Consider the following 13,351-nt stretch of genomic DNA (forward strand, 5'->3'; position numbering starts at 1 on the left):
ACTAAAATGACAAACTCAATTCTTGATAGCCTTAGCCTTCCGGCTAAAGGGGAGATTGAGGCAGCTGTACGTGGACAAAGGGAGCTTGCCGCCTACCTCTCCACAAAAATGGAAACACAAAAAATTGCAATTCAGGACGCAGATAACATAACCCACCAGATCGAACTGCCAACGTCTTCACTGACGCTGCTTATGTCGATTTTAGGTGAACTGGCCCTCGGTAACGCGGTTCAAGTTGTTCCTGTACATGCAGAATTAACGACGCAGGAAGCAGCCAATATTCTGAATGTTTCACGCCCTCACATGGTGAAACTGCTGGAAGACGGGAAGCTGCCTTTTCATAAAACAGGTCGCCACCGCCGCGTGCTTTTCGCCGATTTGATGAAGTACAAAGATCAGCGAGATAGCGAAAGCAATAAAGCAATGCAGGAGTTGGCAGATCTAAGCCAGGAGCTTGGACTTTACTAATGAACCACACACCTTATCCCGTAGTTTTAGATGCTTGCGTACTTTACCCGTCATTTCTACGGGATTTACTGATCCGCTTAGGGCTGACTGGACTGTATCAGCCGAAATGGTCAGCCACTATTGAAGATGAATGGCAGCGGAATCTTTTGGCAAATAGGACTGATTTAACCCCGGAACAGATTCAACACACCGCCGCACTGATGAATAAAGCTGTTCCCGATGCGATGATTACAGGTTTTGAACCGCTAATTGATAGTGTCGATTTACCTGACGTTGACGATCGCCACGTCGTCGCAGCTTCTGTTCGTAGCAATTCTGAAATCATAGTGACGTTCAATCTTAAAGATTTTCCGGCACCGGCACTTAATGCTTTCGGTATAGAAGCATTGCATCCTGATGATTTTGTGATGGATTTGTTCGATTTAAATCGCGCGCTCGTACTCTCGGCAGTAACTACGCAGCGTAGCAATCTGAGGAGGCCGCCAATGTCAGTTGATGAATACTTAGAAGCGTTACTACGGCAAGGCATGGCGCAAACCGTAAAAGAGTTAAGCATGTATCGCTTGCTGATCTAGTCCGCTTAGTGGCCGATAAGGCCTCTGGCTACGGTTACGGCCTATGAAGTAAGTAGTGAACGACCTTCGGCAATAGCCCTAAAAATGTACAAAAAACAGGCTTACCGTACAATAATTTTCTATATCCAAACTGCCCCCAAGATTAGATGCATGAGACTTCTAATCTTCATCGTCATCATTATCTACACGATAAGAAGGTCCGGGGCCATGCTCCGGGCCAGTATAGATTCCAGTGCCCTCGCTACCATTACGCCACTCCGTGCCGTAGGAGGGGTTATGCTCACTGTTGTAACCGTCTTCATTACTGATAGTTATGTTGCAAAGCATATAAATGAACATAGCTGCCACAACAATTAAGCTACCTATTACTACCCCACAAAGCAGAGCTGTAATCAGCAAACAGAAAATTGCTATCGGAACGGGTAATCGTCCCAAAATGTTTGGTAGCCCATTTTTCTGGGCCCAGCTTATGCAGGCATCATTCGATACCCTCATTGTTTTTGTTAATTTCTTATACAGACCCGCTGCCTGAGCTCCGCGCTCATATGCTGTGTGCTTCATCATCCACCCCTTTCCCTTCGGGATCACTGTTACTGAGATGGCGCTGCGTAATCCTAATCACTTGGCGCTCTGAGATGCCGCATATTGAAGCTGTCTCCCTGATACTCATCCCGTTTTGCAGACGCAGCTTAATGACATTCTGATGCATCTGCAGATTCGGCTGACGACCTTTGAATTTTCCGCTCTCTACCGCCTTAACTATCCCTTCGCTCTGCCGGCGACGTCTGTCCTGATAGTCTTTGCGTGCAATGGCTGCAAGCATATCCAGCATCATTGCATTTATAGCCCGCAGCATGGCAGCTGTGAATTCGTCTCCACGATGGTTCTCGAGCGCGACATAACTTGTAGGCAGGTCCAGGCTGATGATCGACAGGCTTTTGCTACTTATAAGCTCTTTAAGTGTTTTCCAGCCATCATCATCAAGGCGAGATAAGCGATCAACCTGTTCAATCAGTATCGCATCACCCGGAGCCGCGTTCTCAAGCAATCGCATCAGCTCAGGTCGCCTCAGTGACGCACCAGATACATTCTCTACGTACCAGCTGGCAATCCGATGTCCACGTTCTGAAACAAACTGCTGAAGACGATCTTTAGCGCGTTCAGCGTCCTGCTCTCGCGTGGAAGCACGCAGATAAGCAAAAATGTACATTTTTTACCCATAAATGACTTTTAGGTTATGACTAAGGATAGCATGACTTTTATATCATGACTTAAAGGTAAAAACGCATGATTTTAGGGGGTGACATTTGGGTATACTCAAATGTCATGAAAAAAAATTTCACATAAGCATCAATGATGATTGCCAATGAGTAGGATAAGTCTTAGTTTATGAGGGAAGGTGTATCTGACATAAATGAACATGGTTTAACCCAAAAGGAAAACTACATGGAAGCAATCACTACAGCAATCCTAGCACGCGGAATTTATGACTTGTTACAGGCTGGTTTATCATTCTCAAAAAGCACTATAAAAGAAAAGTTAAAAAGCTTTATTCTGGATGATGAGGCAGTTGAATCTCTTTCAGACAAGATTAAATCAATACCGTTGAACGATGAAATGAGTCCTAAAGCTATTGAAAGAAGATTTGATGAATCCCCGGAAATTAAAGCATTATTAAACGCAATTCCCGCTCAATCTGTAGTTAATATAAATCAACAGCATTCGGGCTCAGGCGACAACGTTGGCGGCAGCAAGATAGTTAACAACAAATAGTTAATAGGTAACCCCATGTCAGATACAACCTTAATTCATTCAGGGCCAGGCGATAACGTAGCTGGTTCTAAAATCCTTAACATTGGCACCTATATTGAAACAATCACTTCTACGACTCCTGATTCTTTGAAAACACCTGTCAGAGCAATATTGGATGCAATAAATAATAGAAATTTTGATGCAGCAAGAGAAAAAATAAGTCTTATTGAAAGTATGGGCGGGCTAGAAAACGCCGTAACAGAACTTCTAACTATCCTAAAAATAAAATGTGAACACACATCTAATCCAAGCTTTGAGATAGATCTTAGAGAGATAACTGCAACATTACGAAATTCAGAAAATAAGATCGTAAAAGATTTAGCACTATCATTAATTTTATCTGTGGAGTCCACAACCAAGGAGATTGAAAAAGCAAAGAAAAGATTTGAACAAAGTAAAGACGTTGGGCCATATAGTAAAGCAGTTGCTTTAGCTTTCTTCTCTACTAAAGAAGAACTAATTCAATTATATCGTGATGATATGGACAACCTATCTGAAGTAGAACTTAACGGTATAATTGAAGGGTTAACACGTCTAAAATGTTTTGTTGAGGCTCAGCAAGTTGCAGATTATCTAAAATTAAATTTTGATAATTATAATTCCCAATACGCAGCAGTATTCACAAAAGCGTTAGTGTTCAACGAGAGCATACAAAAAAGAGATTATTGGATTTTAACGCAGCTAGAAAAAGATGAAGTTGATAACTTACTTAATGAAGCTCTGCAAATCTACAAAGACAGTGAATGCAGTGACTCTAGATTATTCAGTATTTTTTTTCCTTCATTAATTTTCACTAAGTTTTCAAACGATGAACTTATAGAAGTTTGCGCATCAAATATAGATAAAGCCGAAATCTTCGCCAAAGATTATGCAGATGAAATCCGAATGTCGCTTAAAGCAGGTGATGTATCAGATAACCACCCAACTAAAATTTTAGAAAAAATTATCTGCAGCGATAAAGATAAAGAAGAAAAAATTAGTGAAATAATAAAAACTAATGAGGTGGATAACCTCACATTCTGGATTGCAGAAGAAATAATCCCTGATGATGACTTTAGGGCTTGGATAGATAATGGCGTTACTATAACCGGTGCATTCAGTGATTTTGAAAATAAATTAAATGCATTAAGAGTGCTTTTGTTATCAAGCAATGATGCTGAGTTAGATACGTGCATAGAGTCACTACTCAAAACACCAAAGCCTGAGCATGAGCATATCAACTCAGAATTTATTCAAGCGCTAAGTGAACTGCTTTATAAGCGCGAAAGAGAAAACGAAGCTTGCGATCTCCTCTTGTATTTCCTAAAAGAAATAAAAGACATATGGTGTTCTCCACTAATTTGTTACACCCTTTTTAAACTACACAGTATCGCCCGTCATAAGGATGTGATATCACTAATCGACAAGGTGAATGATAAAGAAAAACCTATTGAAATTTATAATATGATAGTTTGGACTCACCTATATTATGGATCAGCCAAAGAAGCTTTAACTGAAGCAAAAAAAATCAAAGAAAACAATAGCCTAAACGGAATCGATCTTAAATTTAAAACTCTTTACAAGCTAGGTATGTTTGCACAAATTGATGAAATAATTAGTAATTTAGATGGCTCTTTATTTGCAAAACCAAAAAGCGTGACACTTGAAATAATAAAAATATTAGTTGAAAGAAAGAATTTTAAATTAGTTGAAAGCATCATTATTGATTGGTTCAAAGAGTCATTGGAAAATAACTACTATTATATCTCTGAAGCGTGCTTACAGATTATAATGAGCAAACATGTTCAAAATTTTAAACCATCATATAATATCAATGGCTTAGAGCGTGCAATCCAATACTTTGATGGTGATAAGAGTATTATCAAAATAATATCCAGTGATGATAATTTATCTAATCGGCATACTCTTACCCCAAGTTCCATTCTAGCGAAAGCTTTTAAGGATAAAGAGGTAGGAGATGAAGTCATATCAGGGATAAAGCATTTAAAAATAGAGAATTTTTTACCACCATTTGTTGCAATTAAGAATTTAGCAACAGAAATCCGAGATGAGTCAAATGACGGTTCAGACGTCTTTCAGATTTTAACATTATCTGAAAATCCGGAAACTATGGTTGAGCAATTTAGTAGGTACTTACCTCAAAATAAGATTGATGACACATTATTTACGAACAAAGCCATTCCTCTAGCTATTAGGATGAATTTAATTAATAAGAATGATCCAGTTAAGTCGGCTATGATGCTTCTACAAAATCAAGATACTAAATTCGAAGCATTAATAAATGGAGGGAAAAATATTGAGACTGATGCGTGCACTGACATAATAACTATTATGTACTTATGCTTAACATCGACGTCTCAATATTTTGTTAAAAATGGAATTAAATTGCACTTAACTCAGGATGATATTGATGCGCTCAAGAACTGGGTTAACTATGTTGAAAACGTTAAATCCTTATCTGTCTCTAAAGATGAAAATGGTAAAATCCTGTGTGTACCATCTGAACTCGTTAAAAAATTCAATGCCAATGTTATAGCTAACTTAAAAAATATTTTCCCTTTACTTCATGTGTTAACTATTATCCCTGACAACTATGATAAGACTTTTAATGATAATATTAAAACCTGGGGTCATCGCTGTGTTAAATCAATATACGCAATAAAAAATAGCGATATACCTATTTTTTCCATAGATACGCAATTATGTTGGTTTATGGTACATCTTTTTAAGATAACTCCAATTAACCCGTATAAACTAATCGGTGATGCGGCATCAACACTTTCAATATCTCAAAGAGAAAATTTAATTATACTGCATGCAGTTAATGGCTTGCCTTTCCCGATCCAGAGCACTGACTTTTTAAATCTTGCATGTTCACCTATCGATCCTGAGGGCGATGTTCTTTGTAAGCTTCTTAGTAATTATGTGGGTTCTTTCAATGATGAACTCAGAGCAAGCGATTTTTTAGCCCAAGTTTTTGACTGTTATCTTAGAAAATCAGTAATTACCAATTCATTACCGGGTGAGTGCTATAATAACAGCCACTTAACGGCTTTTAATAATCCATATGGACCTAAGGTTGATAGAGTCTTTAACATATGTTGTAGAGCAGTAATGAAGCATAAATATGCTTCATCAGAGATTTCTGCTGAGGAAAAACTGGCTAAATTTTTTGTTAGTTTAGTTCCGTCTATGTTTTCAAAGCCTAATACAAAAAGATTCATAACTACATTATTTTTCCTATACATGCAGGGACATTTCCTCGATATGGGTGAGACAAATAAGAAAGCTATGGAAATAATTACCTCCTGATATTTACCAAAATACCATTACTTAATTTTCACTTGTGGGTATTAGCTATGTTGATGGCTTTTCCCACATAATCATTCACTGTTCATTCGCTCCTCAATCTAAAAATAACTTACACCTGCAGATAGCAAAAATCGCCATTGATTTCTTTTCTAACAAGTTTTGCTTTCAAATTCAGCACAACATTTACTATAACCTTTAAAATTTTGGGTATCCGGATTTAATGGTTGATGGGGCTCCTTCACCCCACCAACCTTATACCACCCTCAGATGGTTGATAGATCGACCCCGTAATTGAGTTCCTCTGCGAAATCCGACAGTCCGTAACAGATGGTTTTCTTGTAGAATGGAGAGACCTTCGCAGTTGAGGCCTTCTTCTTGTGCTTCGTGGTGTAGAGCATTCGTGCCCGCATCACCTCGAAGGAGTAACCACGCCCTTCACGGTTCTTGTCCTTGGCCAGTCGGTTGATGGATTCCGTGTAAGCATTGGTGACGGGCATATCCGTCTCGAAGTAGGTCATGATCTCTTCGCGCCAGTTGCCCACCGCTCTGACCAGATCGCTCCAGATTTCCTTCTGGCCTTTCGGGACGGTGGCTATCCACTCGTCCAGGGCGGCTTCTGCCTGGGAGCGCGTGATGGCATCCCAGATGCCGTAGAAGTGCTCCTTGTGCTCGTAGGCGGCCAGCAGTTGCGGGAATGCGCCTGTCCAGGTCTCCATGATCAGCCGCTCTCGGTCTGAGACTTCGTGAGCGCGTTTCAGCAGGATTTTCCGGTCTCCCTTGAGGGTTCGGCTCTGGGAGGGTTTCAGCTCCTTTCTTAGGCCCTTGCGCACCTTCTCCAAGGCATCATTGGCCATGCGCACCACATGGAATTTATCGACCACGATACGGGCCTGTGGTAGCACCGTCTTGACCGCCGTACGGTAGGGGTTCCACATGTCCATGCTGACGATCTCGACCTTCTGCCGGTCTTTCAGCTTCATCAGGTAGTTGGTCACCAAGTCCTGCCGGCGGGTGGTCAGCAGGTCGAGCAGGGTTCTCTCCTCGATGTTGGTCAGAATGCAGCGGTAGCGCTTGTTCAGGTACAGCTCGTCTATACCCAGAATGCGAGGCGTCTCGAATCGGTGCCAGCGCCCCAGGAACTCGGCGCGAGCGCTGAAGATGTCGCGTACCGTCTTCTCGTCCAGGCCAGTCTGCGCCGCCACGAAGGTGTAGGGGTGGTTGAAGGATTCTTTCTCCACGTACTCATGCAGCCGCCGCGTCATGCGGAAGCCGTCCACCATCTCCGGTAGCTGGGGCCTGAAGGAGGTCTTGCAGGCCCGGCAGGTGTACCGGCGACGAACCACCCAGAGGGTGACCCGCTTGCCGTGGATGGGCAAATCACGATAAGGAACATCACGCTTGCCGAACCGCACGATTTCACCCTGCACGCCACATTTCTCGCACGCGATGGGATCGGGTGCGTCCACCTGGAAGTGCATTTCGTCGTCTGTCGACTTGGAGTCCCTGACCTCATAATTTGAGAGGTTAATAAGGCCAGTAACGAGACCCATCATTAATAACCTCGATGTCAGGCGCTGGATAGTTTCATTAACACCAACCCTGAAACAATGAGGATCGCAGCAATGATTCTCGCTGCATTAACCGGTTCAGCCAAAAATGCGATTCCGACAAGAAAAGCGCCTACAGCTCCTATTCCCGTCCAGATTGTGTAGGCAGTTCCGAGTGGAATAGTTCGCATGGCGACTGCTAACAGCCAGAAGCTGGCCACCATTGTAGAAATCGTGATGATCGATGGTAAGAGCCGACTGAAGCCATGAGATTGCTTCATTGTGTAAGCCCACACAATCTCAAGGACACCGGCAACGAGAAGATATACCCAAGGCATTGACCCCTCCGAAATATAACGGGGCCAGGTCGTCCTGGTCATTACTTCCCAAGGTGGGGGAGGTCGTCCTCCTATAGATGGACTGATACTAACCCGCGAAGGGAGGCTGATCAACCATATTCTCCGGTGAGAAAGTGGGAATTACAGGCTGCCAGCAAAGGAGATATCAACCAGATATTCCGGTTACCCAAAATTTTTTCTCTACTTGCCTGCTCTGACTCGCCATTTGAGCACTGATCCCATTACTGACATGACAAGCAAACAAGTGGCAGCCCCTTCATAAGAGCAGTAACAGACACACCAGCCCTCCACGTGTATATACAAAAGCATATACATTGACTTTTAACCTATTGGATGTATCATGCATATACTTTTGTATATACATGGAGCTCTAAATGAAAAAGCCCTACATAATTTCTTTTGCAAACAGTAAAGGTGGCGTGGCTAAGACAACGAGCTGTATTGCTGTGGGTTGCGCACTAGCTGCTGCAGGTTATAAGACCCTGCTAGTTGACTTGGATCATCAGGGTAACCTTAGTGATGACGTTGGTCGGGGTGAGGAAGATTATACAATCACCGATCTCTTTGAAGACCCTAAGTTTGATACAAATAAGCTGGTTTATAACGCTCTTGATGGAGAAAACGTTATCCAAAACTTGGATGTCATTCCAGCCGACATCACCCTTGCTGTTGAAGCTCGTAGTGCCGAACGCTTCCGTCACCGTTTGAATATTCTGGACGAAGGGCTAAGCAGACTTAAAACTACCTATGATTTTATACTTATCGATCTTCGACCAGCTATCGACCTAAGTATCGAAAATGCTCTTCTTATAACCGATAAAATTGTCGTGCCAGTAGACATGGACCGCAGGGCTGTGAAAGGTATAGATGATCTATTCCAGGTTGTACGAGAAGTAAGACGCAATGAAGATTTTGTATATACACTTGTAAAGACAAAAGTTAACGACTCCCACTCAAAAATGAAAAAAGCTATTGATGGTTACATCAGTGAGGCTGGTTACAAAGTAGCAAAAACTGAAATCCGTCAGAGTGAACTTTTTAAGCAGGCTACAGATGTTCATCGACCAGTGATGATGTTTGCTAAAAACGAACGTCCCTACCGTGACTATAAAGCGCTAACACAAGAACTTCTGCAGCAGATTGTGGAGGCTGAAAGTGGCAAGAAGTGATCGCATAGCAAAAGGTGTAACGCGTGTAACTGAGAGAAGAAATATCACTACAGGCAAACAGATGAACCTTCGCCTTACTGGCCTAGACGATGACGCTCTGTCGATGCTGGTTGAAAAAGTTCAGGAGAAATTGCCTCAGAAAAACATTACTCGTTCTCGAGTTCTCAGAGCAGCTTGTTATCTTGAAGACGATAAGTTCATTGAAAAGCTTGCTCAGCTCCTTGTTGAGAATACTTAATTTTAGTAGCGCAATGTATATACAAATGAATATACATTGCGCCTCATCGATTTAGCTTCCTCACGTTAACCAAAGTACAGGCAATCTCATCGAGCTCTCTTATGTATATACAAATGCGTATACTCAAATGCAGATTCATGAATATGCAAATGTATATACATAAAACCTAGTCAATTTAATTGACTGACGTTAACCAAAATACAGGCAATCTCATTGAGCTCTCTTATGTATATACAAATGGATATACTTGAATGTAGGCTTATGCATATTCAAATGTATATACATTATAGAATTAAATACGATACAAATCTTGATGTTAAAACTCCTAGTGCATTTAGCGTTTATTTGAATGATGTAACTAATATAAATTTGATCAGCTCCATCTTTATATAGCTAGGTGTATTATTTAGCGATGGGCAATTCCTTCAGGCTTGTTGTATATCTGGGCGACAGCATTTCTCTTTTCATCTGCCATGGGTTATCAACTCCTTGACCAGCAAACCAAACCTTCCCAAGCCCGGATTTATTGATTGTATCCAGAGCTGCCATCAAGGCATCCGCATTGGCTTTAGGCTGGTTCTCACTAAACATATCAAGCTGTGCGATTCCGGATTGGTAAAAATCACCTAACATGATGCCTGCTTTGGCATATCGATAACCATCACGCCATATGCTATCTAAGCCCCTGATAGCAAAACCCACGATGTCACGCGTATCACTAGTTGGATATTCACAGGTTAAGGATGAAGTATTAGCATACTGAGGTTCATCGCCATAGCGGCCAGTGGCTACAAAGACACTGATGTGCCTACATTTTGAACCCTGCTCTCGAATTTTTTCTGCAGCTCGGCTGGCATACGTTACAACCGCATGCTGCATGTCCTCCAGCCCAGTTATGCGCTGTCCAAATGACCTGGAGCATACGATCTGTTGTTTGGGTGGGGGAGCCTCTTCAAGAGCTATACAGGACTCTCCATTCAATTCTCGAACTGTACGCTCAAGAACGACGTTAAAATTTTTTCTTATCATAGTGGTGTTGCAATTAGCCAGATCCAGCACCTTGTTAATGCCCATGGCCTCCAGCCGTTTTCTGATACGCCCTCCGACACCCCAGACTTCATCTATGTCAACTATCGCCATCAGTTTGCGCTGACGTTCCGGGCATGAGAGATCAACCACGCCAAGGGTTTTACTCCATTTCTTAGCCGCATGATTAGCCAGCTTAGCCAAGGTTTTTGTAGGCCCAAAACCAACGCCAATTACTAATCCGGTTTCTTTCTTAACACGGCTACGCATTTGAAGACCAAATTCCTCTAAAGGCATGTAACTGGCAATACCGGTGCAGTCCAAAAAGCTTTCGTCGATCGAATAAATTTCCTGTCCAGGTGCCATATCCCCAAGAATCGACATCATACGATTACTCATATCGCCGTATAAGGCATAGTTACTGGAGAAAACAATCACGCCATTTTCGCGGAAAAAACGCTCATTTTTAAAAAGTGGGGCACCCATAGGGATTCCCAACTTTTTGGCTTCAGCTGAGCGTGCTATCACGCATCCGTCGTTGTTAGACACAACGCAAATTGGTTTCCCCTTCAAGTCAGGGCGGAAGATCCTTTCGCAAGAGGCATAAAAATTATTAGCGTCAGCAAGCGCAAACATAGGGATAGCTCATCAAAATACTGTTTATGTATACAGTATTTGTTCTGCGGGGGGTTTTTACAAGATTAAATTTGTAGGCGGGGATTAGTTAGGCTTCTTCGTTGAAATTAAAGCCTGAGCCAGCCATATCAGTCAGGACGTATGCGATTACACCCCAGACTGGTACATCTTGGTTGGACGGCATTGGTGTAATTGTTTTAGGACCATCCAGTTCCTGGAGGGCTGCTATCGGAGTGAGTAATAAGCGGCGAAGTACAAGATCATCACCAACGTTAGCAATGACGATTTGATCGTGTTTAAAGGGGATTGCTCGATCTACTGCCAGTAATGACCCTTTCAGTATACCAATATCAGGATAATCGCTTGCGCTTTTGAAGACGTATGAGGAATGTGAGGATAGGTTTACCAGGTTAGTAAAATCAAGACGTTGTTCTGTGAAGTTAGCTGCAGGGGATTGAAACGCCATTTGTGCTCCATCTTCTACGATTTAACTTTATCACCGTTGATTGAAAATTTAGCCGCGATCGTTCTTACTTTATCCGCTTCCGGTTTTGGCAACCAAACACTGACTAATTCAAGGTTTTCTCCATCATCAGTTGTCACCTGTTGGTAGAGTTCCCATATGCGCTTTACTGCATTTGCCACGTTTTGCTTTGTCCGACCTACGCGAACGGCTACATCTGTCTGCCTTTCGCCTTCAACTAAAACTGCATAACCGATCTCAGTTGTTATGTGCGCATAAGTTGCCATAGCTGGAACTAATCGATCCCATTCCTGCTGTGTCATTTGTTTTTTCTGCGCCATATGTCACCTAAAATCATCATTTTGTAGAAGGTTAAGTGTAGCGCTTGTCATAGTCAATAGAAGTATAAAGTCACTGTACTTGTGAAGATTCGTTCGTTTTGAATCAAAACCGCGAGGCAGTGCAAAACTTGTTTTTGCGCTGCAGAGGGGTTGACCGGGTGAACGTAGTGAAGCCGGTTTCTATGCCGAGGTTAACTTATCCACTTATCCACAGCACTATTTTTAATAGCTTTTTAATTAGTATTTTATATCTTTTTAAAGCTTTTTAGAGTGGTTTAAAGTAATGATTTTATTGAGGAAAATTGCCTTGTTTCTGGGAATTAGCCCTACATATTGTGGGAATCGGCCCTACTTAATATGGGAATCAGCCCTTCTTCGTATGGGAATCAGCCCTAGATGCTATGGGAATTAGCCCTACATCACACACAAATTAATAATTAGTTGACTTGTGTGTACTGAATGATATTGTGGGGGACATAAATTAACCCATAAAAGATTATTGCTATGGCTAATGTGTTGAAAAAAAAGATAAATGTTAAGCAATCCAATGAGCTGACTGAAGCTGCTTATCATTTGTCTTTGAAGGCAAAACGTGTGTTGTGGCTATGTCTTATGCAAACTTACTTCACTGATGAAGAGGAGTCTGCAAATCCAATATTTACCGTTGCTGTTGCAGATTACGAAGATATCTTCAATGTAAGCCGTAATCAGGCTAGTCGTGACGTTAAAGAAGGTGTGTTCGAGCTCTCACGTTCTGCCATCATTTTCTATCCCAAGACTGGCCGCCACGATGTGATCGCACGTCCTTGGTTAACAGAAGCAGGAGGACGTTCCAGTAAAGGGTTATGGGAAATAGAGTTTAACCATAAGGTTTTGCCTTATCTGTATGTACTGGGCAGTCAGTTCACTACCTACTCACTCAGGGACTGTGGAAGCCTCAAAAACCCGCGTACTGTGCGACTTTATGAGAGCCTCTGCCAGTTCAGAAGCTCTCAGATTTGGGTCACTTCGCATGATTGGCTCTCTGAAAGATTCATGCTGCCCGAGTCTCAGAAATCTAATCTCGCAGAACTCAAACGTACATTTTTAGAACCTGCTCTAAGACAGATCAATGATAAAACCCCTTTGCGGGTTTCTTATCAAGCAGATTCTAACGGGAAGTTGATTTTTAATATCTATCCAAAACAATAAGATATTTCACTTATTTTATCAGACCCTCAGCTGTACCTTCCTCACTACGGCCCTACATTCCTACTAGGGCTGTTTCCCATATTCTGCACCGAGGTGCCAGCTACCATCACGTAGCGTCCGGAAGTAGGGCGATTTCCCATGACTGGTGCCGGCGGCTCTGCGGCCGTTCCGGCACGCCGGGAAGTAGGGCTGTTTCCCATAACGGGCGCCGGCG

At 42.3% G+C, this 13,351-nt stretch carries 14 protein-coding genes; 7 read left to right on the forward strand and 7 right to left on the reverse strand.

Going from position 1 to position 13,351, the window contains the following annotated elements:
• Positions 1–6 precede the first annotated feature (6 nt).
• Both QCD69_RS17270 and QCD69_RS17275 read left to right on the forward strand, forming a co-directional pair.
• Positions 7–468 (forward strand): helix-turn-helix domain-containing protein, encoded by a 462-nt coding sequence (locus QCD69_RS17270; RefSeq protein WP_064691087.1) that lies wholly within the window; start codon positions 7–9, stop codon positions 466–468.
• A complete protein-coding gene (locus tag QCD69_RS17275) occupies positions 468–1,043 on the forward strand; it encodes a PIN domain-containing protein (protein ID WP_140034361.1) in 576 nt (191 codons plus the stop codon). Before QCD69_RS17270 ends, QCD69_RS17275 begins: the two co-directional genes overlap by 1 nt.
• 159 nt (positions 1,044–1,202) lie before the next feature.
• Here the strand turns inward: QCD69_RS17275 and QCD69_RS17280 are convergent, their stop codons facing one another.
• Positions 1,203–1,607 carry a hypothetical protein gene (locus QCD69_RS17280; protein ID WP_140034362.1) on the reverse strand — a complete coding sequence of 135 codons (405 nt, stop codon included), beginning with the start codon at positions 1,605–1,607 and terminating at the stop codon, positions 1,203–1,205.
• On the reverse strand, positions 1,585–2,253 hold the full coding sequence (locus QCD69_RS17285) for a recombinase family protein (protein WP_140034363.1): 669 nt from the start codon (positions 2,251–2,253) through the stop codon (positions 1,585–1,587). The genes QCD69_RS17280 and QCD69_RS17285 overlap by 23 nt, the downstream gene beginning before the upstream one ends.
• Positions 2,254–2,489: 236 nt before the next feature.
• Between QCD69_RS17285 and gapS6a the strand changes: the two genes are divergently transcribed.
• Both gapS6a and gapS6b read left to right on the forward strand, forming a co-directional pair.
• Positions 2,490–2,816: a GapS6a family protein gene (gene gapS6a, locus QCD69_RS17290; protein ID WP_140034364.1), complete on the forward strand. Its 327-nt coding sequence runs from the start codon at positions 2,490–2,492 to the stop codon at positions 2,814–2,816.
• 15 nt (positions 2,817–2,831) lie between these two features.
• Complete coding sequence (gapS6b, locus tag QCD69_RS17295) at positions 2,832–6,167, forward strand: GapS6b family protein (protein WP_140034365.1); 3,336 nt, start codon at positions 2,832–2,834, stop codon at positions 6,165–6,167.
• 263 nt (positions 6,168–6,430) lie between these two features.
• Here gapS6b and QCD69_RS17300 read toward each other — a convergent pair whose 3' ends face one another.
• Together QCD69_RS17300 and QCD69_RS17305 are read right to left on the reverse strand one after the other, a co-directional pair.
• Positions 6,431–7,720 carry an ISL3 family transposase gene (locus QCD69_RS17300; RefSeq protein WP_023343400.1) on the reverse strand — a complete coding sequence of 430 codons (1,290 nt, stop codon included), beginning with the start codon at positions 7,718–7,720 and terminating at the stop codon, positions 6,431–6,433.
• Positions 7,721–7,734: 14 nt separating this feature from the next.
• Entirely contained in the window at positions 7,735–8,052 is a 318-nt protein-coding gene (locus QCD69_RS17305) for a DMT family transporter (RefSeq protein WP_032429244.1), read from the reverse strand.
• A 395-nt stretch (positions 8,053–8,447) separates the two neighbouring features.
• Here QCD69_RS17305 and QCD69_RS17310 point away from each other — a divergent pair, with 395 nt between their 5' ends.
• Positions 8,448–9,242, forward strand: a complete 795-nt coding sequence (locus QCD69_RS17310) for a ParA family protein (protein ID WP_140034303.1) — start codon at positions 8,448–8,450, stop codon at positions 9,240–9,242.
• On the forward strand, positions 9,229–9,480 hold the full coding sequence (locus QCD69_RS17315; protein WP_128755156.1) for a hypothetical protein: 252 nt from the start codon (positions 9,229–9,231) through the stop codon (positions 9,478–9,480). The genes QCD69_RS17310 and QCD69_RS17315 overlap by 14 nt, the downstream gene beginning before the upstream one ends.
• A 402-nt stretch (positions 9,481–9,882) precedes the next feature.
• On the opposite strand, the gene umuC is transcribed toward QCD69_RS17315, so the two are convergent.
• The 3 genes from umuC to QCD69_RS17330 all read right to left on the reverse strand — a co-directional run bounded on the left by umuC (position 9,883) and on the right by QCD69_RS17330 (position 11,946).
• Positions 9,883–11,142: a translesion error-prone DNA polymerase V subunit UmuC gene (umuC, locus tag QCD69_RS17320; RefSeq protein WP_140034304.1), complete on the reverse strand. Its 1,260-nt coding sequence runs from the start codon at positions 11,140–11,142 to the stop codon at positions 9,883–9,885.
• An 88-nt stretch (positions 11,143–11,230) separates the two neighbouring features.
• Entirely contained in the window at positions 11,231–11,608 is a 378-nt protein-coding gene (locus QCD69_RS17325; RefSeq protein WP_133846937.1) for a peptidase, read from the reverse strand.
• 14 nt (positions 11,609–11,622) lie between these two features.
• Positions 11,623–11,946: a TrfB-related DNA-binding protein gene (locus tag QCD69_RS17330; protein WP_140034305.1), complete on the reverse strand. Its 324-nt coding sequence runs from the start codon at positions 11,944–11,946 to the stop codon at positions 11,623–11,625.
• Between the two features lie 504 nt (positions 11,947–12,450).
• On the opposite strand from QCD69_RS17330, the gene QCD69_RS17335 reads away from it, so the two are divergent.
• A complete protein-coding gene (locus QCD69_RS17335) occupies positions 12,451–13,137 on the forward strand; it encodes a replication initiation protein (protein WP_064691066.1) in 687 nt (228 codons plus the stop codon).
• Positions 13,138–13,351: the final 214 nt, after the last annotated feature.

This window comes from Erwinia sp. PsM31, assembly GCF_030433775.1.
Lineage (GTDB): Bacteria > Pseudomonadota > Gammaproteobacteria > Enterobacterales > Enterobacteriaceae > Erwinia > Erwinia aeris.

Excerpts from the sequence above, each read along its gene's own strand:
- QCD69_RS17270 (WP_064691087.1), top strand. The coding sequence starts at position 7 with ATGACAAACTCAATTCTTGATAGCCTTAGCCTTCCGGCTAAAGGGGAG.
- QCD69_RS17275 (WP_140034361.1), top strand. The coding sequence starts at position 468 with ATGAACCACACACCTTATCCCGTAGTTTTAGATGCTTGCGTACTTTAC.
- QCD69_RS17280 (WP_140034362.1), bottom strand. The coding sequence starts at position 1,607 with ATGATGAAGCACACAGCATATGAGCGCGGAGCTCAGGCAGCGGGTCTG.
- QCD69_RS17285 (WP_140034363.1), bottom strand. The coding sequence starts at position 2,253 with ATGTACATTTTTGCTTATCTGCGTGCTTCCACGCGAGAGCAGGACGCT.
- gapS6a (WP_140034364.1), top strand. The coding sequence starts at position 2,490 with ATGGAAGCAATCACTACAGCAATCCTAGCACGCGGAATTTATGACTTG.
- gapS6b (WP_140034365.1), top strand. The coding sequence starts at position 2,832 with ATGTCAGATACAACCTTAATTCATTCAGGGCCAGGCGATAACGTAGCT.
- QCD69_RS17300 (WP_023343400.1), bottom strand. The coding sequence starts at position 7,720 with ATGATGGGTCTCGTTACTGGCCTTATTAACCTCTCAAATTATGAGGTC.
- QCD69_RS17305 (WP_032429244.1), bottom strand. The coding sequence starts at position 8,052 with ATGCCTTGGGTATATCTTCTCGTTGCCGGTGTCCTTGAGATTGTGTGG.
- QCD69_RS17310 (WP_140034303.1), top strand. The coding sequence starts at position 8,448 with ATGAAAAAGCCCTACATAATTTCTTTTGCAAACAGTAAAGGTGGCGTG.
- umuC (WP_140034304.1), bottom strand. The coding sequence starts at position 11,142 with ATGTTTGCGCTTGCTGACGCTAATAATTTTTATGCCTCTTGCGAAAGG.
- QCD69_RS17325 (WP_133846937.1), bottom strand. The coding sequence starts at position 11,608 with ATGGCGTTTCAATCCCCTGCAGCTAACTTCACAGAACAACGTCTTGAT.
- QCD69_RS17330 (WP_140034305.1), bottom strand. The coding sequence starts at position 11,946 with ATGGCGCAGAAAAAACAAATGACACAGCAGGAATGGGATCGATTAGTT.
- QCD69_RS17335 (WP_064691066.1), top strand. The coding sequence starts at position 12,451 with ATGGCTAATGTGTTGAAAAAAAAGATAAATGTTAAGCAATCCAATGAG.